Annotated in this window: 13 protein-coding genes, 2 pseudogenes and 1 riboswitch; of the genes and pseudogenes, 4 read left to right on the top strand and 11 right to left on the bottom strand. The window is 42.0% G+C overall.

Annotated features, from left to right (window positions below; genetic code table 11):
- Window positions 1-104 precede the first annotated feature (104 nt).
- Window positions 105-332, top strand: a pseudogene (locus tag TY16_RS27250) (sugar phosphate nucleotidyltransferase); the annotation flags it as partial.
- A 328-nt stretch (window positions 333-660) separates the two neighbouring features.
- Here TY16_RS27250 and TY16_RS05990 read toward each other — a convergent pair.
- From TY16_RS05990 to TY16_RS05975, 4 genes and pseudogenes are all read right to left on the bottom strand, one after another.
- On the bottom strand, window positions 661-1230 hold the full coding sequence (locus TY16_RS05990; protein WP_052342616.1) for a CBO0543 family protein: 570 nt from the start codon (window positions 1228-1230) through the stop codon (window positions 661-663).
- Between the two features lie 100 nt (window positions 1231-1330).
- Window positions 1331-2638: a homoserine dehydrogenase gene (locus tag TY16_RS05985; protein WP_231505567.1), complete on the bottom strand. Its 1308-nt coding sequence runs from the start codon at window positions 2636-2638 to the stop codon at window positions 1331-1333.
- On the bottom strand, window positions 2602-3684 hold the full coding sequence (metX, locus tag TY16_RS05980) for a homoserine O-acetyltransferase MetX (protein WP_043930897.1): 1083 nt from the start codon (window positions 3682-3684) through the stop codon (window positions 2602-2604). Before metX ends, TY16_RS05985 begins: the two co-directional genes overlap by 37 nt.
- An 8-nt stretch (window positions 3685-3692) precedes the next feature.
- Window positions 3693-5006 (bottom strand): annotated as a pseudogene (locus TY16_RS05975) (homocysteine synthase); the annotation flags it as partial.
- A 98-nt stretch (window positions 5007-5104) separates the two neighbouring features.
- Window positions 5105-5215, bottom strand: a riboswitch (SAM riboswitch).
- 243 nt (window positions 5216-5458) lie between these two features.
- On the opposite strand from TY16_RS05975, the gene TY16_RS25095 reads away from it, so the two are divergent.
- Window positions 5459-6358 carry a YhcN/YlaJ family sporulation lipoprotein gene (locus tag TY16_RS25095; RefSeq protein WP_052342615.1) on the top strand — a complete coding sequence of 300 codons (900 nt, stop codon included), beginning with the start codon at window positions 5459-5461 and terminating at the stop codon, window positions 6356-6358.
- A 112-nt stretch (window positions 6359-6470) separates the two neighbouring features.
- On the opposite strand, the gene TY16_RS05965 is transcribed toward TY16_RS25095, so the two are convergent.
- From TY16_RS05965 to TY16_RS27050, 6 genes are all read right to left on the bottom strand, one after another.
- On the bottom strand, window positions 6471-7418 hold the full coding sequence (locus tag TY16_RS05965) for a siderophore ABC transporter substrate-binding protein (RefSeq protein WP_043930894.1): 948 nt from the start codon (window positions 7416-7418) through the stop codon (window positions 6471-6473).
- A 39-nt stretch (window positions 7419-7457) separates the two neighbouring features.
- Entirely contained in the window at window positions 7458-8216 is a 759-nt protein-coding gene (locus TY16_RS05960; protein WP_043930893.1) for an iron ABC transporter ATP-binding protein, read from the bottom strand.
- 1 nt (window position 8217) lies between these two features.
- Entirely contained in the window at window positions 8218-9162 is a 945-nt protein-coding gene (locus tag TY16_RS05955) for an iron chelate uptake ABC transporter family permease subunit (RefSeq protein WP_043930892.1), read from the bottom strand.
- Window positions 9155-10105 (bottom strand): ABC transporter permease, encoded by a 951-nt coding sequence (locus TY16_RS05950; RefSeq protein WP_043930891.1) that lies wholly within the window; start codon window positions 10103-10105, stop codon window positions 9155-9157. Before TY16_RS05950 ends, TY16_RS05955 begins: the two co-directional genes overlap by 8 nt.
- A 360-nt stretch (window positions 10106-10465) precedes the next feature.
- Window positions 10466-11230 (bottom strand): MerR family transcriptional regulator, encoded by a 765-nt coding sequence (locus tag TY16_RS05945; RefSeq protein ID WP_043930890.1) that lies wholly within the window; start codon window positions 11228-11230, stop codon window positions 10466-10468.
- A 547-nt stretch (window positions 11231-11777) separates the two neighbouring features.
- Window positions 11778-16307, bottom strand: a complete 4530-nt coding sequence (locus TY16_RS27050) for a S8 family serine peptidase (RefSeq protein WP_081772898.1) — start codon at window positions 16305-16307, stop codon at window positions 11778-11780.
- Window positions 16308-16752: 445 nt separating this feature from the next.
- Between TY16_RS27050 and pepF the strand changes: the two genes are divergently transcribed.
- Window positions 16753-18567: an oligoendopeptidase F gene (gene pepF, locus TY16_RS05935; RefSeq protein WP_043930888.1), complete on the top strand. Its 1815-nt coding sequence runs from the start codon at window positions 16753-16755 to the stop codon at window positions 18565-18567.
- Between the two features lie 280 nt (window positions 18568-18847).
- On the top strand, window positions 18848-20020 hold the full coding sequence (locus TY16_RS05930) for an MFS transporter (protein ID WP_043930886.1): 1173 nt from the start codon (window positions 18848-18850) through the stop codon (window positions 20018-20020).
- A 178-nt stretch (window positions 20021-20198) separates the two neighbouring features.
- On the opposite strand, the gene TY16_RS05925 is transcribed toward TY16_RS05930, so the two are convergent.
- Complete coding sequence (locus TY16_RS05925) at window positions 20199-22163, bottom strand: LTA synthase family protein (RefSeq protein ID WP_052342614.1); 1965 nt, start codon at window positions 22161-22163, stop codon at window positions 20199-20201.
- Window positions 22164-22322 lie beyond the last annotated feature (159 nt).

The raw sequence follows: 22322 nt of genomic DNA, 5'->3' as shown, positions 1-22322 counted from the left end.
CTGCATATCTTACTGTCAGGAGAAAGGGGGATATTTAATCTGTTCCAGGATACTAATGACAATGATAATTTTGATAGAAAAGTATTGTTACAAGGGGTGTTAATATGAAAGTTGTGATTCTGGCTGGCGGATTCGGGACAAGGATAAGCGAGGAAACCCATACAATTCCAAAACCATTAATAAAAATCGGCTATCATCCTATCCTTTGGCATATTATGAAAATCTATTCGACATATTGTTTCAATGATTTTGTGATATGTCTAGGATATAAGATTAAAGAATACTTTGTGAATTACCTTCTCAATCACTCTGATTTTACAATTGATTTATCAAATGCAGGTAAACCAGTTATTTTCAAATGTAACTGCAATCCAGCCTGAGGGAAGATTCGGTTCATTACAAATAACAGAAGCCGATTCAGTGTCTAAAATGCAGGAAAAGCTTCCGGGGGATGGAATGTGGATCAATGGAGGATTTTTCATTTGTCAACCAGGATGTACAGGTGTTGCTTGTGCACGTGTTCAGTTTTTGGCAATACCATTCACAAACGAAGTGGCTCCAATACTTTCCCAAAGCTCCTTCAATCCGCAAAATATTATGCGCCCTTTTTACTTCAAAAAAACACTCCTTCATCAGGAGTGCAACTTTATTCCCAAGTATTCATTTTGCTTTATCATTGAAATAAATAAAAAGGTTCGTCAGCCATTTTGCCAAAAGGACCACAATCAAATAGCAGATAAATAAGGTTAGGTAATTCGTACCTTGCTTCAGTACCATTAGATTAGCAGAGACATAAATAGGCTTAAAAATGAATGCAAGTATTGCCGATACAATAATCGCATACAAGTAGTAATTTTTATTTCTATTCAACGTCCATTGATAGGTAAGCATAAACACGACCGGAATCAGCGATACATCCAGTGTGAAGCTCGAAGGCAGTATAGGGAAGACTTTATATGGGTAAAAAACCTTACCGTGAGTAGAGTTGTATGCATCAATATACGTGAATAAGAAATGAACACAAAATCCATAAAAACCCAGTAGGAAAGCGCGTTTTCTATCAATCGTAAAAAATAATAGGATAAGCGGGGCAATTAGCAAGGCAGCGTTCACCCAAAACTGCCAGGAATCGAAGGACGAGTATTCCCGCCAGTAAGTGTTCCACACTTCTGTTAAACTCTTTTCCAGTGAATCAATATTATTGATCATATCTTGCTGTTTGTCAGGCATGGTTCACCCCCGTCACACAGGATAGGGTTATCTTGCCAAGTGCCGCCTGATTTTATTCTTCATTAAACTGAGGGCAAAAAAAGTGCCCCTTCAAGCATAGTTATATGCCTTCAGGGACAGCCACCTTTCTTCTTACACTAGTGTCATTGTGCTGAGTGTTTTCCGTGAACCCTTTGCTAATGTGGCCATAAAGCTGGTAGATTTTTAATCCTGGATTAACCTCAAGCAATTTATCTATATCCTTTTCCTTCCCCTTCACAATAACAGCCTTTTCTGGCGCAATGGCTATTACTTCGAAGGATCCCGATGTGAATAGGTTCGTTTGTTTAGTTAGAACAACCCATTTTTGCAACGGGGCTTTTTTAAACCGGACATTCTCTTTCCCTTCAAAGTAACAGCCCTGTTTAGGGTTAAGCTGGATTAAATCCTCTACAATGGCACTTGCAGTTGGAAACTTCCCGGCACCTGGCCCTTGAAGAGTTATATTCCCAACGATATCCGCATCTATTGAAACGGCATTTTGAACACCCTCAACCGAGTACAACGGATTCGAGGGAGCAACAAGCACAGGTTTAACGGAGCAACTGATGCCCCGGGTCCCTTTTTCAAGTGAGATGACATGCTTTACACGCAATCCCCACTCTGAAAAGAGTCGAATTTGAGAGTAGGAAATCCCCGATATCCCTTTCCTTGTTACCCTCTGCCACTCCGGCTGTTTCCCAAACGCAATTTGGCTTAACACCATGGCTTTATAAAACGCGTCATACCCTTCAATATCACTGCTTGGGTCTGCCTCGGCATATCCTTTATCCTGGGCAGCCTGAAGTGCCTTATGGAATGAAACTCCCTCCACACGCATTTTGGACAATATATAATTGGAGGTTCCGTTAACAATTCCTTCAATCCTTATAATTTTGTTAACATTCAAAAGTGTTCTGACCGTTTGGATTGCAGGGATTCCACCGGCAACAGTCGCTTCAAACCCACAGGCAACATGATATCTGGAAGCATGTTCAAGAAGTTCACTTCCATGGTAAGCAAACATTTCCTTATTCGCGGTTATAATGTGGCAGCCTTTTTCAATTGATTTTTTCAAATAAGTATAACCTGGTTCCCTGCCAACAATTGCTTCTATTACCACATCAAGCTTCGGCAAATTTAAAATGTCATTAAAATTTGAGGTTAGGAGGATGTCATCATCTTGCACTTGATGTTTTTCAACATCCCTTACAAGTATGGCCGCAACCTTTACATTTTTACCCAGGATTGCTTTTAACCTTACCTGATGGGACTTGATTGTTTCGTATACTCCTTTGCCGACTGTGCCAAAGCCCAATAGTGCAACATGGATGTCGCCATTTAAATCCCTCCTCAAATTTTTAGGGAAGCTTTGAGAATTCCTCCCCACTTTGAAAACTCGGCAAGGAATCCGTCATGCCCGAAGTTAGTCTCCACTTCAACATAATCAGCCTTTTTCCCAACCTCCTCCAATGCTTCCGCAATTCCCTTTACATGTTCGGGAGGATACAGCAAGTCACCCGTATAGCCTAACAGCAGGGTTTTTGCATTAATTTGCTGAATAGCCTTCCTCCAGCCAAGCCTTCCTCTTCCAATATCATGCGAATCCATTGCCTCCAACAAGTACAAATAGCTGTTGGCATCAAAACGGGAAGCAAGCTTTTGCCCCTGATATTTTAAATAGGATTCAATCTGAAAAGTGTCTCCATCCTTTAGCTCTCTGTTAAATCTCTGATTGAACATGGTGCCGGTCCGGTAGGTGACCATTCCGACCATCCTGGCGATTTCCAATCCAGCAATCCTGTCTGTCTCTGAATAGAAGCCACCTTTCCAGACTGGGTCCTGCATGATGGCGTTACGGCCTATTGCGTTAAAAGCAATCCCATAATCGCTTAAGAAAGGGGTAACGGCCATTGGAATGATTAAATCGGTAAAATCAGGGTATTCAATTGCCAATTCGAGCACTTGCATACCTCCAAGAGACCCTCCAATCGCCGCTTTTAATTTATCAATACCAAGTTTGCGGAGTGCCAAGTACTGTGCATGGACAATGTCTCTTATCGTTATTTTTGGAAAGTCCAATTGGTAAGGTTTGTTCGAAAGAGGATTTATACTAGTTGGACCAGTTGATCCCGAGCAGCCTCCCAATACATTGAACGTAATAACCTCATATTCTTTCGTATCGATATACTTTCCATCACCAATCAGGCCATGCCACCAGCCGGGATAGTTTTCCGTACCAATCGTAAACTGATTTCCTGTTAGAGCATGGCAAACCAGGATGATAGGGCCTCCCCTATTCCCGGTCCTTTCGAAGGTTAGCTCGGTTTCAGGGAGTATCACACCGCTTTCAAGTACAAGGTCACCGACTTTTATCGTTCCATATTCCGGCGGAGCTGCCGTTTCAAAACGTATCGATGAATGTTCTGCTCTCATCGATTGAGCTGTTCCTCAGGTCTGGCCGAAACACTTGCAGCCTTCGAGAAAGCCTGGTCCAAGTCTTCCTTTAGATCCTTTACAGTTTCAAGTCCGACTGAAAGTCTGATTAGCTCTTCGGTTACGCCGCTTTTCCCAAGATCCTCTGCACTGAGCTGCTGGTGTGTAGTAGAAGCTGGATGGATAATCAGTGACTTTGCATCGCCAACATTTGCAACATGGGACCACAGTTTGATATTGTCGATAACCTTTTTACCTGCTTCCCGGCCGCCTTTAATGCCGAAAACAATAATCGAGCCATAGCCGCCGCCAAGGTATTTTTTTGCAAGTTCATGACTAGGATGATCTTCTAGACCTGGGTAAGAAACCCATTCAACAGCTGGATGATCTTTTAAGTACTGGGCAATCTCAATGGCATTCTCATTGTGCTTTTGAATTCTCAGGTGCAATGTTTCAAGTCCCTGCAGAAGGAGGAAAGCACTTTGCGGGCTTAACGAGGAGCCAAAGTCCCTCAAAAGCTGTACACGAAGCTTAGTGATGAAGGCGAGCGGGCCGACATCCTGGGCAAAGCGAAGGCCATTATAACTTGGATCCGGCTCGGTAAAGCCAGGGAATTTATCGCTGTTCCAATCAAATCGCCCAGCATCGACAATAAGGCCGCCGATTGTTGTACCGTGTCCTCCAATCCACTTAGTTGCTGAATGAACGATAATATCCGCTCCCCATTCGATAGGCCTGCATTGATAAGGAGTAGCAAACGTGTTGTCTATGATGAGAGGGATGCCATTTTCATGGGCAATATCTGCAACCGCCTCAACATCAAAGACATTCAAGCTTGGGTTGCCAATGATCTCGCCGAAAATTGCCTTTGTTTTAGGTGTGATTGCCTCACGGAAGTTCTCAGGGTTGGTCGAGTCGACAAACCGCACATTGATTCCAAATTTGGGAAGGGTAACAGCAAATAAGTTAAATGTGCCGCCATATAGGTTCGCCGCGGCTACAATCTCATCTCCAGCCTCAGCAAGGTTCATAATCGCCAATGAAATAGCGGCCATACCGGAAGAAACAGCAAGGGCAGCCGCGCCTCCCTCAAGAAGGGCAATTCTTTTTTCCAGTACATCAGTTGTTGGATTCATAATCCTTGTGTAAATATTTCCTGACTCCGCAAGAGAAAATAGGTTCTGTGCATGGTCGGTATCCTTAAACACATAGGAAGTTGTCTGGTAAATAGGGACTGCCCTTGATCCAGTTACAGGATCAGGGGTTTGCCCACCGTGCAATAATAGTGTCTCTAAGCCAAAGTTTTCATTTTGATTTGTCATTATGTGAATCCCTCCAATTTTTAATTCCTATGTGATTCAGGCAGCAAATGAATAATTCATATAAAAAACCCCCTCTCCATAAGAAGAGGGGGTTCCTCCTCTTATCTTCCAGGCAAAATACACCTGCAGGAATTAGCACCTTTTCAAGTTTTCACTTGAAGGTTGCCGGACTTCATAGGGCCTGACCCCTCCGTCACTCTGGATAAGAGATTTATATGTGGTTTTTAATTACTGTTCATTTTACTACCAGTTGTTATAGAGGATTATAAATGAAGTAGGAGGAATAAGTCAACGGAAAATTCTAAATATTTATTAATAATTTAAGCAAAGAAATTTGAATCCCTGGAATCTACACTTTATAAAAGCTTTTTTTCCAAGTTTTATTTGTGAATATGACCAGTACCATATTCACAAACTAACTCTGAACCAAATTAAAAAAAGGAGTGAGTTTTGTGAATAACGGTTTTAAGATTATGCTCTCAGCTTTATTGCTCTTTGGCCTTGCTGGCTGTGGTGCTGACAACAATGATAACGGTGCCCAAACAAACAGGGTCAGGACGAACAATGTCAGGACAAACAATGCTGACGACAACCAGAACCTTAGGGTTTCGGAAAAAGCAGCCCGTGCTGTTGAGCGCCTTGACAGGGTCGACAGGGCTCATGTCATCATTTCAAACAACAATGCATATGTTGCCGTTAGACTTGGCGATGATCAAAATAATGGCAATCGCGCCAATACACAAGGTAACCAAAACGGTAATGACAACAACCTGCTGGAAAATGGCCGAATCAACCAAAATGGTGATGACGGAATCATCAATGGCAAAGGTGATGCAGGAAATAAAGGAAATGGAAATGGAAATGGAAATAACGGAATCAACCAGGGAATGAATAACAATAACAATGGAGGAGCTGCTGGAAATGATACAGGCAGTTTCGGTTATGAAACAGGAACAGGCAGCGGTGTTGGCTTAGGATATGGAGTCGGGAACGGCACATTAAATGACATGAACAACAATCAAGACGGAGATAACAATCAAGACGGAGATAACAATCAAGGTGGAAATAACAATCAAGGTGGAAATAACAGGACATTCGGCGGTAACAATGGCGATATTATTCGTGACCAGGACTATAAAAATGTGTCGACTGCTTTCGACCAAAAAATTGCTGACCAGGTTAGGACTGCAAACAAAAGGATCCACAGAGTTTACATTTCGTATAATGACGATTTTTATAACACCATGAACAATTACGCAAACGACATTGATAATGACCGTAATGGACGCGGACTATTCAATGACTTTACCGACACGATGCAGGATGTATTCAACGTAGACAACCGCAGGTAATCTAAAAAGCGCAAGCGCCTCGTGACAGGCCTAATCCGCATGTCTCTGCGCGGGAGAAGGACACCGGGTGAAAAAAATGCCCTCTCTCTATTTTAAGAGTGAGGGCATTTCATTAGTTTATTCCTTCTTCAATTTCTTTGGCCATTTCCGTTACTGAAACAAGACCTCCGCCTGACAGGTACCAGTAATCCGGATCCAGGTAAACGATGTTATCATTTTTATAGGCCTTTGTCTTTTTAATAAGGTCATTTTCAATAAGTGGTTTTGCAGAAGAACTTCCTTCCTGGACCACAGCTCCACGGTCGATAACAAACAAGTAATCAGGGTCTTGTTCCAGAATGTATTCGAACGAAATGGTCTGTCCGTGTGTTGAAACCTCGATGTTTTTATCTGCTGGCTCTATTCCGAAGTTGTCATGGACAATCCCAAACCGCGAGCCTGAGCCGTATGCACTTAACGAACCTTCATTCGCAAGTACGATGAGGCCATTCTTGCCAGTCGCTTTTCCTTTTCCATTCAAGGAATCGATTGTTTTTTGTACCTCAGAAAGCTTTTCTTCCACTTCAGCTTCTTTTCCAAAAATCTTTCCGAGTGTTGTTGTATTTTCTTTAAATGACTCAAGGTATTTACTTGTATCTAGCCCCATAAAAATGGTCGGCGCAATTTCATTCAGCTCTTCATACGAATCCTGCTGGCGGCCTGAAATAATAATTAAATCAGGGCCAAGCTCGTTGATTTTTTCAAAATCAGGCTCTTTAATTCCACCTACATTTTCATATTCAGACCCTTTGTACTTTTCAAGGTATCCAGGAACTGTTTCTTGAGGTAGTCCTGTCACCTTTACACCGAGTTCATCAAGAGTATCAAGTACACCATAATCAAATACTATGACATTTTGCGGATTCTTCTTGACCTTTGTTTCCCCAAGCTGATGGGTGACTGTTATTTCTTCCGATTCATCAGAAGATGCCCCATTGTTCTTCGCATCCGAATTTCCACAGGCTGCTGTGAATACCATTAGCAGTCCAAGCAGAGCTGTCAAAACAAGGTTTTTCTTCATTATTATCCACCTCATATAGTTAAGTAATCGCTAAGTTAGTTATGAAAAAAAGACACAGATATTATTACCATTGATTTCTTCAATATGGAAATCCATGTCGTATACCTTGTTGAGTACCGGACAAGAAATAATATCGCAAGTAGGCCCTTCCTGGACTACCTTTCCATCCTTCAACGCGACAATATAATCAGAATAGCACGATGCAAAGTTTATATCATGGAGGACGATAACAACTGTTTTGCCAAGTTCATCACACAGCCTGCGCAGGACCTTCATAATTTGAACAGAGTGTTTCATGTCCAAGTTGTTGAGTGGTTCATCGAGCAGGATATATTCCGTATCCTGGGCAAGCACCATCGCAATATATGCGCGCTGCCTTTGCCCGCCGCTTAGCTGGTCGAGATATTTATCTTGGATATCTTCAAGTTCCATATAGTTGATTGCCTCATCAACAAGCTTCCAGTCCTCTTTATTGAGCCTGCCCTGTGAATACGGGAAACGTCCAAAAGATACTAGCTCACGGATGGTAAGCTTCAAACTGATATGGTTTGATTGCTTCAGAATTGAGATTTTCTTCGCTAGATCAGTGCTCTTCTTTTTGCTGATATCGACGCCATCAATCAAAATTTGACCTTCATCTTTAGTGATTAATCGGCTAATCATGGACAGAAGAGTACTTTTTCCCGCGCCATTCGGGCCAATGAAGGAAGTAATTTTACCCTTTTGGATTTTTACAGAGACATTGTCGACAACATTCTTTGTACCGTATCCTTTTGAAACAGAAATGACATCCAACATTTTATTTACTCTCCCTTAGCAAAAGATATATGAAATACACTCCGCCGATAAAGTTGATAATCACGCTCAATGTTGTTGAGAACGTAAATACTCTTTCAACGATAAGCTGCCCCCCAGCAAGGGCAATGATGCTGATTAAAACTGAACCTGTTAAAAGTACACTGTGCCTGAATGTTTTTAGGAATTCGTGGGCCACGTTAGCAACCAATAGGCCGAGGAACGTGATAGGCCCAACCAATGCAGTCGAAACAGAAACAAGAATGGCAATTACAACAAGAAGCCGTTTGACAATATAGTCATAATCGACGCCAAGGTTTATTGCATGTTCCTTGCCAAGGGCCATAACATCAAGATATTTAACGAATTTTACTGAATATGCCATGACTGCAATCACTGTTATAAAAGCGAGAATCAATAATTCGGTGTTGACGTTATTGAAACTTGCAAACATACGATCCTGGACAATCTGGAATTCATTCGGATCAATCAGGACTTGCAGGAAAGTTGTAATGCTTCCAAAGAACGTCCCGAAAATGATTCCGACCAGAAGGAGAAGATATATATTTTGCCCTTCCCTCTTAAATAAAAGCCTGTACAGAATGCCGGAAAAAATGACCATCAAGCCTACAGAAATCAGGAAGTTTAGATTTTTATTCACGACCATGACACTCATTGAGCCAAACCCGAATATTAATACGGTCTGAATAAGCATATAAAGGGAATCGAGTCCGATAATTGATGGTGTCAAAATCCGGTTATTGGTAATCGTTTGGAAAATCACTGTCGATATTGCAATTACTGCACCTGTCAGAGCTATCGCAAGGATTTTTTTCAGACGCCTAGGAAGGGCATAATCCCAATTTGGGCCAAGATCCAGAAATACGAACAGCGCGATGGCAAGTAGTGAGAAGGCAGCGAGCAGCAGAATTTTTGTTTTGTTATGCATAAGCCTTTCTCCTCATCACCAAATAAAGGAAGATTCCGCTGCCAATGACTCCGACTGTCAGGCCAATTGGAATTTCGTATGGATAGATAATGATCCTTCCAAGAATATCGCAGGCCAAGACGAAAACCGCTCCCATCAGGGCTGTATGGGCTAGACTATTTTTTAAATGATCTCCCCTGTACATCGTTACAATGTTTGGAACGATCAAGCCCAGAAATGGAATCATCCCGACTGTCAGAATTACTAACGCTGTAATCATCGCCACAATGCTAAGGCCGATATTAACAATCTGCTTATGGTTCAGACCAAGATTTGTTGCAAATTCTTCGCCCATCCCCGCAATTGTGAATTTATTCGCATATAGGAACGCAACTACAAGAAGCGGAATGCTTATATAAAGAAGTTCGTATCTCCCTTGTATCATCATGGAGAAATTCCCTTGCAGCCAGGAGGACATGTTCTGGATCAGGTCATTTTTATAAGCGAAAAACGTGGTGATCGAGCCAACGATATTTCCGAACATCATTCCTACGAGCGGTATAAAAATAGCATCCTTATATTTTACTCTGTCGAGGATTTTCATAAATATGAATGTACCTGCTAAGGCAAACGCAAAAGCTACTAGCATTTTTACAAAAGGGCTGGCAGATGTGAACAGCATTAGAGAAACAAGAATACCAAGCCTTGCAGAATCCATTGTTCCGGCAGTAGTCGGAGAAACGAATTTGTTTCGCGTTAGCTGCTGCATAATAAGTCCACTAATACTCATCCCCACCCCGGCAAGGATGATACTCATCAAGCGAGGAACACGGCTTGCAAGCAGTATGTCCGCCTGGTCTCCGCTCAAACTAAATAAATCGAGCGGACTTATATCAGTGACCCCAATAAATAGGGATGCAATAGATAGGATGATAAAAGCTGCAAATAAATAAATCAGTCTCATGTGGCTTTCCCCAGGCCTTCAAAATTTTAGGTTAATTGTCTAATAGAGAATTATTATCATTTACTCATAAAAAAAAGGTGGAACGCGTTTTTAAAATATACTAACAAAAAAAGATGGAATAACGTTTTTCATGTTTTCACTATGCTTAGTGAATTATCTTACAAGTTTAATGTTAATGATATTCATTCTCATTGTCAATCAGTTTTGACTATTTAAATGTGGCAAAAAGCAAAACCTTCATTATTATCTCTCAGTTATTTTCTGATATGTATATTCCTGTAATTATATTGTTGTTTTATCCATAATTGATTGAACCAGGAACGTAAAAAGCGGCCAAAGAAAGCTTTAGCCGCTACGTTATTACTTTTTAAATTCTGTATAAATATGAATAGCATCCCTCAGGAATTTTGCAGTGCCTGGCTGATCCTTATCATAATATGAAGTAAAACGTTCGTCATCAACATACATCTGCGCAAGACCGGCGTGAGCCTCCTTGCTATAGCTGCTCCAGTAAAACATCAGCCACTTCTTATGCAAATCCGCAGCTTTTTGAGCGAGTTCTCCGGCAGGATCACCGGTTTTGAAGGCTTCTGCCAATGTATGCTGGACTTCTTCAGCAAGTTTTGTCACTTCTTCATGCTGTTCCGGCGTCATGTTCTTTACTTTCGCATACGATTGCTCAACTTTATCTTTTCCATACTTTTGTCTAATCTCATCTCCGTACTTTTCTTCATTCTCCTCAATCATCTTTTGTTTGAACCCTTCGAACTTTTCTTTGTCACTCATCGTGAAACTCCCTTCTTTTGCTTTAATTGTTTTATCCACATTGGCTATCAACAACTCAAGCTGACGCCTCTTTTCCAGGAGTTTTTCGCGATGGTCCCTCAAAGCAGCCGCCTCATCGTAGCCGGGTGCAACGATGATTTCCTTTATCGTTTCAAGTGGCACATCAAGCTCCCTGTAAAATAGGATTTGCTGCAGCCTGTTCACTTCGGCGCTTCCATAAATCCTGTAACCTGATGAATTTATCCTTGACGGCTTTAGGATACCTATTTCATCGTAATACCGTAATGTCCTAGCACTAATCCCCGCCAGATTGGCAAGCTTCTGTACCGTATATTCCATCTGAATCCCTCCTAAGTCCCACTCTATACCTTTACGTTGCGTGAAGGTCAAGGGGATCATGAATAAATGGGCAATTTTTTTGAAAGGTGAAAGCCCAATATTGTTTTGTCTAGTGAATGTTAACTATAAAGGTTTCAATTTTGATGGCTGTTTTGTGCTACTTTTACCGAATTATATAGTACTTCATAGTATGGTTACTAACTGTGCGTAACGAACCCTTGCACGCCATAGACTAGTTACTGCCTGTCAGCGCCTAGTCATATCGATTGAAAAGTTGGGTTGTTACTAGTAAAACCCAAGCTATATAGATTAAACTTAAGTTTTTCTACAATTTCCGTTCCAGGCACTTCAATCAATTAAACGCCTACGCTTCTGAAATTCTTTAGTTTAACTTATATAGTAAAATGCAAGCCATTTTAACTCTTTCTTCCTATTAAACAAGGCTAGTTAAATGGTTAATCCTTGTAAACTTACAATCCTTTCACTAAAAAAAGCCCCTCCCTGGCAGGAGGTTCCTGCCTTGAGAGGGACTTTTTGCAGTTAGCGATTAATACGTTTTAGCGGATCCAACAGAGGAATAACCACTGTAGTATTTCTTTCCGCTAACGGTTTTGACCGCGCGCACTTTGTAGTAATATGTTTTGCCTTTTGTCAGCTTGGTATTGACCACGCTTGTGACACTGCCCTTTGTAACAGTCGCTACTTTGGTATATTTGCCAGTTTTCGAAGTTGCACGATATACCTCATATCCTGTTGCTTCGCTTGATGCCTTCCAGGATACTTTGAGTGAAGTAGCCGAATATTTCTTTACAGACAGGCCTGTCGGTGTAGCAAGAACTGGAGCCTTGCTAACGACTGCGGAATATGGGCTTACCACTTTTACGCCATCTACCCTCTTGTAGGAGACAACTTTATAATAGTAAGTTTTTCCTGGATTCAACGCGCCATTTGTGTAGCTTGTTGCCGTTCCGCTTGTTAAAGTTGCAATTTTACTGTATGTGCCGTACTTGGAAGTTGAACGATAAACTTCATAGCCTTGTGCACCAGACACTTTACCCCAGCTTACTTTAACCTTGTTATAGCCGGCAGAAGCTGCCTTAACAGATGCAGGAGCGGCAATGTTTGCAAATTTGGCATAAAGATTAGTATTTCCAGTTACTGCTTTGCTGAAATTGTACTTAGTCTTTAGTGCTTGATCTGAGTACCAGCCGATGAATGTATATCCTTTCTTCACCGGTTTTGCAGGAGCCTTTATTGTATTACCCTCAATGACATCAACAGTTTTATAAACTTTACCATCAACGTAATAGTTGACTGTGAAAGTCTCCTTGCCCCGGAATACATTGACCTCTTTGGTTGTCTTGTTGCCTGCAACGTCGACTACTTCAAGCACGAATGTATTGGCACCCGGCTGGAGCGGAAGTACTGTTTTTACAGAAGTCTCATAGCCGTCCATTACGTATGGCTCTGCAAGTTCCTTGTAGAATTCTTCGCTTCCATCCACAAAGTAGCGGACTTGGGCAAAGTTATCAGAAAGGATTGCCTCAAGTTCTACAGAATCTGTTTCTTCACTAACTTTCGCAGGTACTTTAACATCTAAGCCAGGCGCAGTTGTATCTACAAGCACTGTGCGCAGGAAGGAGATTTCGTTACCCGCTTTATCCGTGCCGGCAATCCTGATTTTATGAACGCCATCTTCCAAAGTAAGGACTGTGTCGAATTCATACCGTTGATCCTCTGAATCCCAGGTTAATTCAACAGACTCGCCATTTACAGTGAAGTTTGTTAGCTTTGTCTGATCCGAAACATATCCGGAAACAGGTACTTCATTGGTGTCATATACCCCAAGTGGTTCAGGAGAAGTCGCATGGATATAAGGGATTGTCACATCATCCGGACCTTCCAATACCTCTATAACCCTCTCAGCCACGTTTCCTGCATAGTCCACAGCAACAAGAGTTACCTCCGCCCCATTTACTGGAGCTTCTTTAAACTTGTACGTTCCACCGTTTCCTGCTAGTGGAAGATCGTCTGCACCAAAAACGGAAACGCCATTGACAAGCACATCAACATAAGCCACGCCGGCGCCGTTCTTATCGACAGTTGTATAGTTCAATGCTCCGTCCACAATTACGCCTTCAACAACTGGCTTGACTGTATCAACAATCACAGGAATCTTGAAAGACTGTGGAGCTTTTCCTGGATAGTCAATAGTTGAAAGTACTTCGTAATAATATTTCCCATCAGGCACCTTAACGTTCTTCACCTTACCATCCCATGCATTAGCAGAGTTTAAGGAAAAAGGAGAACTGGAACCGCTATTATAGTAGTTCTTTCGGACAAGTGTATCCGACTTGATTTTGCGGAGTTTTGTTCCATCCTCGGCAAGGACGTTGTACTCAACTGTTTTCGCATTTCTCAGGAATGAGAGAATTGGTATAGCATTATCACTTACACCGTCACCATTCGGGGAGAATGCAATTTTGTCAGATTCAAAGGTATCTTTTACTGGATTGTATCCAAGGTAGTTGTAATCATCACCGGCTTCAGTTACTAAGCCAGTATATCCGTAGAAGGACTTAGCGTCATCGTAGCCTAGGCCATCCACTACCGGCGGCTTGTTCCAGTCGCCTTTAAATCCAACATACGGAACTGAAAGCGCTGGAAGATTGTCTTCAGTATCAGTCAGTGTTACAAAACCTTCCACAAAGTAGCCGTTAGGGAACCTTAACTCAAGTGATTTATTGTAAACCCAATCAACATTGTCAGACAAATCAACTGTTACTTCAAGTGTAGCTGTACCCTTTGCAGGTACCTTCAACTGATTTGTGCTGAATTCTATTGGGTAATCTCCCAGATAAGGCTCAGCATCAGATATCGTGCCATTCTTAAAAATACCTTGCGCTTCTTGTCGGTCTGTACCGTTCAGAACAAAATCAGTTTGAACATTCCCGCCAATATTGTACGTAACATCTTTGTCTGAGAAATTCTCTGCTTTCAAAGTAAAAGTAGCTTTATTCCCTGAAATTTCTTTCAAGGCAACTTTAGCTTCATCTGTAGTTGCTTCTGTAACGACAACAGGAGTAGTCAACGCCGCATGAAGCTGCATCAAACCTGCACCCTGACGACGTGGTGAATAAGGATTTCCTAATCCATATGCACTATTATAAGTGCCTTTATCTTCAACTACTTTTCCTGTATTCATCAGGATATTTTTCGCAAGATTCACTCGGTCCTTGCCAGAAACATTAAAGTCTTTATCAACGCGCTGGAGCACAAGCGCAGACCCACCGGCAACATGAGGTGCTGCCATAGACGTACCGCTCATGACGCCATACGTATTGCCATTCAATGTAGACAGGATATTTCCGCCTGGAGCTGTGATTTCAGGCTTGAAATCAAGGTTTGGAGTAACGCCCCAAGAAGTGAATGAAGACATTTGACCAGCTGTTGGGTTTGGAGCCGTAACCTGGTCACCTTTGAATTCAATTTCCACTTTAGTTCCTTTATCCAGCTCAGCCTTAAGCTTATCGCCATCGACCTTCAGCATGAATAGATGCGGAATTTTAATTGCTGGATCATCGGCCATGTTGACCCATCCAGTTGCGTTGTTAAATACAATTGCTCCGACTGCACCTGCAGCTTGGGCGTTCTTTGTTTTATCAACGAAGTTTACACCGTTACCGCGAGAAATCAAAGCATATTTACCTTTAAAATCTTTTCCTACAAATTCGGCAGCACTTCCATAGCCTGCAAAAACTACTTCAAATTTTTTCTTTTCTTGCTTCGTCGGATCTACTGTTCCTGCAATCATGAATGATGCCTTATCAGATTCTGTTCCATTAAAGGAATAAGTAATAGCATCCAAATCCATGAAACTGTTCTCATACGATGCTACCTGAAGTGACTCATAAGCCAACCCAGGTGCGCCAACAAGCCCCTTATCAGGGTCAGTTGCGAAGTTATTCCCAAATCCGCTTCCAAAACGGTCGGAGTTCCCGGCTGAAATTGACATCAATACTCCGTTGTCAACCGCGCGTGCGACTGCTTCTTGCTCCGGATCTTCAGGTGCCACAAATGAAGCTACAGAACCAAGGCTCATGTTCAGAACATCAGCGCCTAGTACGATTGCATCATCGATAGCCTTAACATAGATATCACTCCATGTAGATGGCATTTCAGGATCATTCCCAAAAACTTTCAGGGCAAGAAGCTGTGCTTCAGGTGCAACACCCTTCAATCCGCCTTTAGTTTCATCACCATTCGCTCCAACTGTACCGGCAACGTGCATGCCGTGCATTGATGCGTCTGGCCCTAGATCAAGAATTTGCTCGTTCTCATCAGCATAGTTATAACCATAAGGCACTTTATCTGTAAAAAATTTACCAGGCAGGCCTTTTTCAGCAGCTGCTGCATCCACTTCAGGCTTTGAAAGGTCTGCTTTGGAAGCATCTGTAAGTACCATATCTTTATGGCTTGGGTCGATACCAGTGTCAATGACACCAACAATCATGCCTTCGCCTTTATAACCGTATTCTTCCCAGGCTTTCTGCGCCTCAACAAGCTCTTTACTATATTTCATGTCTGGCTTTACTTCAGGGCGCTGATATTCATGGGAAATTGTTACTTTCGTTACACCATCAAGGCCTTTAATCAATGGAATTTGTCCATATTCAACGACCCCGCTGAAGCCGTTGACTGCAGTTGTGAAGTTCTGCTTATATTCAATGTTTACGTCGGCATTCTTAATTTTTTCTTTTACCGACTTCTGTTTTCCAAGGATTTGAGCTTGCAACTTATCTTTTGTTGACTTTGAAAGCTCACTGTATTTCTTGCCTTGCTGGGTAGCATATGTAATTGCCGGCTCCCCTTCTACTTCAACGATTACCCTGACTTTGTCAGTCTTTTTATAGCTCTTCTCGACTTCCTTCTTTGAGATGGATTTCGAGTGTGTTTTTTTGGCATTTGAGGTTTCCTGCTGAGTATTAGACAGGATTGGTTTCCCGGCCGCGAGCGCGCTGTTCGAGAACACTAGCAGAAAAATCATCAAAAGCGCAAAACTTCTTTTTAACTTCAAGCCTCTCACTCCCCGTTGTCTCTTATTCTTTCAAACCTGTTCCTTACCCCCACTGGCAAAGTCTTTACCAGCTTGTCTGACTTTTGTAAAATAACGATTCGAATTTTTGGGATAAGAAAAAAACACCCTATTCCAATGAACAGAGCATTTGCCTTAACTAAGAAGCATGGAGCCACTCAGCCCCAGATCAGAATCGTATTTTACTACATAAATGTGTTGGAAATTCCCTCCTTTAAAGGTTTTTAAATACAATTTCAGTTTATTCAAAATATAAACAATAGTCAATTAGTATTTTGTAAATAAATTAAATTTTTGGAAATAACAGAATTACGACATAACCATACCCTTTGAGCCGGCAATTTTATTTTTATTTTTGTATAGTTGACTTAATTTTCAAATATTATAGAATTATATTTAGTATCTCGAAGTAATCAGGAGGCACCATATGAAAAAAACAGTAGAAAAACGGCTTGTCCGATCCGAAGTGCCGGAAGAAACCACATGGGATCTTTCCAGTCTTTTTGCAAATGATGAACAGTGGGAAGAAGAATTGAATAAAACAGCGGCTTCACTGACCGAGTTTACAAGATTTAAAGGGCAATTGGGAAAGGATGCAGCCACCTTGCTAGATTGCCTCGAAGCCCAAGAACAGTTATATATGAAATTAATTAAACTAATGACTTATGCCAACCTAAAGCAAACTGCTGATGGGACAGACCCTGCCAACCAGGCTGATTCTGGCAAAGCTGCAGCGGTTAGGACCCAGGCAAACGCTGCCCTTTCATTCATTGAGTCTGAAATTCTCTCTCTGCCTGATGGCACACTGGAACAATACCTTTCCGAGGAGAAAGGGCTGAAGCCATTCCTGAAAACTCTTTTTGAATTGCTAGAAACCAAGAGTCACCGCCTGTCTTCTGAAACAGAGGAAGTACTTGCCGCTCTAGGCGAATTACATAATGCCCCTTATACCATTTATAATTTGAGCAAGCTTGCCGACATGGAATTTTCTCCAATTAAGGATGAACACGGAAACGAGCTTCCAGTTTCATTCGCACTTTTTGAAAATAGATATGAATTCTCAGCGGATACACAAGTCCGTCGTAAAGCTTACGATTCGTTTATCAAAACACTAAAGCAATACAAAAACACAATTGCCGGCACCTATTCAACCGAAGTAAAGAAACAGGTTGCACTGGCAAAGCTAAGGAAGTACAACTCTGTTACCGAAATGCTGCTTGAACCCCAGAAAGTTTCACTGGACATGTACAACAATCAGCTGGATATCATTTTTACTGAGCTAGCTCCGCATATGCGGCGCTATGCAACGCTGAAAAAGAAAGTGCTTGGCCTAGAAGAATTGCGCTTCTGTGACTTGAAAGCCCCATTTGATCCTGACTTCAATCCCGAAACGACCTATGAAGAGGCGAGAAATGTCATTATTGAATCCTTAAAGGTAATGGGACCTGAATATACGGATATCATTAAAAAAGGATTTGACGAAAGATGGGTCGATCGCGCGGACAATGTTGGAAAGTCGACAGGAGCCTTCTGCTCAAGCCCTTATGGAGCACATCCTTACATTCTCATAACCTGGCAGAATAATATGCGAGGCGCATTTACACTAGCACATGAATTTGGTCATGCAGGCCATTTCTATTTGGCCAATAAAGAGCAGCGGATTATGAATACCCGCCCGTCCATGTATTTCGTTGAGGCACCATCCACAATGAATGAACTGCTATTGGCGCAGCACCTTATGGAAGCCACTGATGATAAGCAAATGCGGCGCTGGGTGATTCTCCAGCTTTTAAGCACGTACTACCATAATTTTGTTACACACCTGTTGGAAGGAGAATTCCAGCGCAGGGTATACGCTGCGGCAGAAAATGGCGGTGCCCTGACCGCAAAATCGTTCAGTGAAATGAAAGGCCAGGTACTTTCTGAATTTTGGGGAGATAGTGTATCCCTTGATGAAGGGGCATCCTTGACCTGGATGCGCCAGCCGCATTATTATATGGGCCTTTATCCATATACGTATTCCGCAGGCCTGACTGCGTCTACTGCAGTTGCTCAATTGATCCAGGAAGAAGGCCAGCCTGCTGTAGACAGATGGCTTGAAGTGCTTCGGGCAGGAGGAACAAAAACACCTCTTGAACTTATGAAGCATGCAGGTGTCGATATGTCCACTCCTGAACCAATCAAGGTTGCCGTTTCCTATGTTGGTTCGTTAATTGATGAACTTGAAAAATCATATGAATAAACACGGGGAACTAGACGGAAACTCACTTAATAGTTATCCACAGTGGTGATATCCTTACCATAAAATGCCCGCCAGCAGAATGGCGGGCATTTATTTTGGAAAAATTTGTTCCATCTGATTCTATGCAATATACTAAAGTTACCATCATATGCTTCTACTAATCCTGTTGAAAGGAGTTGCTTCCCATGAAATTAGCAAGACCGCCTTGTTAACCTGATTGCCCACGTCCCCCTCCTCGTTTGTAAGGTTTTAACCTTACAAATGAAAGGAGAAAAGGGACATGAATTATTTCATTAATATCAGGCTTCTTTATGCCTATAGTTTTTTTCATAGCCTCATCCCCGCGTATGTAATTGAAAGGCTGTTCTGGGAAGACCGGGGGATGACGGTACTTATGGTTGTTTACACTGAAATCATCTATGCCGCCACCATTGTTGTACTTGAGGTTCCAACAGGAATACTGGCAGACAAATGGAGCAGGAAAAACCTTATATTAGTAAGCGCTGCCCTTGGTTCCATGGAGTTTTTGATTTTAGTATTTTCAACGGAATTTTGGCATTTTGCCGCTGTGGTTTTTCTTGCAGGGGTATCGAAGTCGGCATTCAGTGGCGCTGCTAATGCCCTGCTGTACGATTCTTTAAAAGCAAGCGCGCTTGAGCACCATTTCGAAAAGGATCTTGGCTACCTGAATGCCGTTGGATTTTTTGCCGCTATCCTTGCGGCGTTATCCGGGAGCCTCCTTGCAACTAAATTCGGATTCGAATTTAATTACTGGCTTTCGTTTGCAGCAAGTTCCATATGTATCATTTATGCTTTTGGCTTAACCGAACCCGTTCTTTTCAAAATGAGAGAAACGAAGCACGAGCCGCCTTTGAAGGAATGCCTAACAGGTTCAATCAACTTTTTCAGAGCAAAGCCTGAAGTCTGCGTTGTCCTTCTGTCCGGGATGGCCACAGGTGCTTCAATTAATTATATTTACGAATTTTGGCAGCTTTATCTTGACCGGTTGAAGATACCGGTTATGTATTTCGGTGTATTCTCTGCGGGAATTATGGTGCTTTCCCTGCCTGGAAGCCTTATGGCTCATTGGCTAATTGGGAAATTCAGTCATGCCAAGCTTTTAACAGCCGTACTGGTTATTTTTACTTGTGGTTTTTCGTACTTGGCAACTATAAAGGGACATACGGGACTGGCAGTCGTCTATCTTATCTGTCTGGCCTCCGGAATAGTCAACCCAATTGTGACAGGCTTCTTGCACCATCGGATTGATACAGATATGAGAGCGACCATTGATTCATTTCATTCACTTTCCCTTAATGCATTCCAAATTATAACGGGAATCGGCTTTGGCTTTTTTGCTGGCCATTTTGATATTTTCGGTGGGTATGGATTCATTGCAATCCTTTGTGCCATTAGCCTGGTCATCTTTATCCGATTTATCAAACGAACATGAGAAAAGGCGCTATGGGTTCATCCCATGCGCCTTCCTATTTCCTTGTCCTATGAGTATTTTATCTCCAGAGTTACTTCTTTCCCTACTCCTAACTGGTGGGGATTTGCATTTTCCCATTATGCTGACCCAGAGGTATAACAGCCTTTAACACCCACAAAATTATTATCCGATTAAGCTGCTAGTTTGAAGGGAAAATCTTTCTATAATAATCAAGATCCAGGACTTTTGCAGAGTAATAGAATTTGCTTTGGACAATAGAGGATATCGTTTTTATATAATTCTGGTCCACACTTACTCCGGGCTCCGGAAGATACTCGCTCGTCACGGCATTATAGCGTCCCTTGTCTGTGATAAAACTTTTGTTCATGAACACAACCAGCGGAGCTTTTTCAGAAAAAATGTCCTGGCCCATTAACAGCCTGGAATCATAATCGAGTCCAAGAAGGTTTGAAAGTGTAGGGATAATGTCAAGGCTTGAAGCAGGCTTATCAATGACCTCTGGTTCCATCCCCTTTGAATAGAGGATAAAAGGGCTCCTGTACAACTCGAAATTCTCTTCAACCTTATGTCCGGCAAGCTCATTGATTGTTTTTGGATCGAGCCCATATGGATAATGGTCGGCACTCAATGCAATCAAAGTTTTTTCAGCAACACCTGCCTGTTCAAGCTGAGCAAGCAGGCTTTCAAGCGCCCTATCAAGCTCGATTTGAGTCGCAAGATAAGCTTTGGCCTGATCGGATAAAGAGAGTGAATCCACATGCTTTTTGTTCTTCCAGGCAATATAATTTCCCGTGAACGAATATTGCATATGCCCGCTTACCGTCATGTAATAAGCGTGAAACGGTTCTTTTCCAATATACTCCGGCACAGTCTTTTCGATCATTTCAAGGTCTGATTCCGGCCATGTTTCTTTTACATTCAGGCCATTGCCGAGCCCTTTATACTCATAGCCCATATTTGGATGAGACAAATCTCTTCGATAATAGGTGTAAGTATGATTATGATAGGCCATTGTTTTATAGCCGATTTTTTTTAACTGATTTCCCATTGCGAAAGGGAGATAATTTCTTCCGGATTCCTGAAAGCTCCATACGCCGCTTTTCGGGATAAGGCCAAGCGTGGCAACATATTCCCCATCAGAGGTGCTGACACCCCAAATCGGATTATAAAAGTTTGTAAAGTTATATCCCTCATGGACGAGTTTATACAATGTCGGGGTAACTTCCTTATTGACTGCGTAAGGAGAAAAACCCTCGGCAGTAATGAATATCAAATTATAGTCCTTAAATTTCCCTGTATACTCATTTTTTTCTGTCGGCAGTACCTTGCTAAAATAACTGTGCACGCTTTTCAGGTCTTGATTCTTCTCCGCCCTTGCCATGGCTTCAAAGTCTATGTTCATTACATTATACTCTGCAGGTTTTTCCGGCTCCGCATCTTGATTGTCAGGCAGTGGATCTTCAGCCGGCAGTGGAATATCATCCGCAGACGCTTCAAGCCTCGGGGACCAACCTGTCACCATACGTTGCATATCCAGTCTCATTGTCGTAACAAGGCCAAGCTTTTCCATAGAAAGAAGAGGAAGACTGTTTCGGTAATATAAGTCATATGCCGAGTTGATGCCCTTTCCACTAGCAAAAACGGTCCCGATTCCGGCAATTTGGGCAATGACAAAGCAAAGTGCGATTGAAACTCGATTGAATTTATCAAGCCTTTGAAAGGATAAAAGCCTCTTGCCCCAGAAAACTAACAGCAGGAGTGGAATCATAAACAGTCCCAGCCAAACGATATTCTCCACAAGAAGAGTACGAATATCCTTCCAGAATTCGAAGACCTGGGCACCGTTTCCCGCTGAATACACGCTATAAAATGTTCTGAAGAATTGATAATACATAAATTGGGAGGCATAGAGTACTGTTACGAAGAGGAGAATCAGGCAGGCGATGACATGGCTTGCCTTACCCACAAAAAAACTGTTTATAAAGTGCAATAAAAAGGCTAACGCTAAAATAAAGATCAGCGAAAGGACGTAGTCACGAATATAAAAGTCTTCAAAAACACCTAATCTGAATGTAAGATCGATAAAAGCGATCGACATGAAATAAAAGATAAGCAGCGAGTCCCTCTTTGACATTTCAGCCATTTCTCCAACCCTTTCAAAAGCACCGTAATCAATCCGGGTTCTATACGTAAAGTATACTCGTCAAAACTGACGAAATAACTGATTATTTCGTTTCACTGATTCTTTTTGTCCAGCCAAGTTTTAGTTTTTTTAACAATGCTAAAAAGCCCATTCTTTTTA

Origin of the sequence: Bacillus sp. EB01 (genome assembly GCF_000613125.1) — a bacterium.
Lineage (GTDB): Bacteria > Bacillota > Bacilli > Bacillales > Cytobacillaceae > Bacillus_D.
Note: the sequence above shows the minus strand (reverse complement) of the source record. Positions and strands in the feature narration are given on the sequence as shown.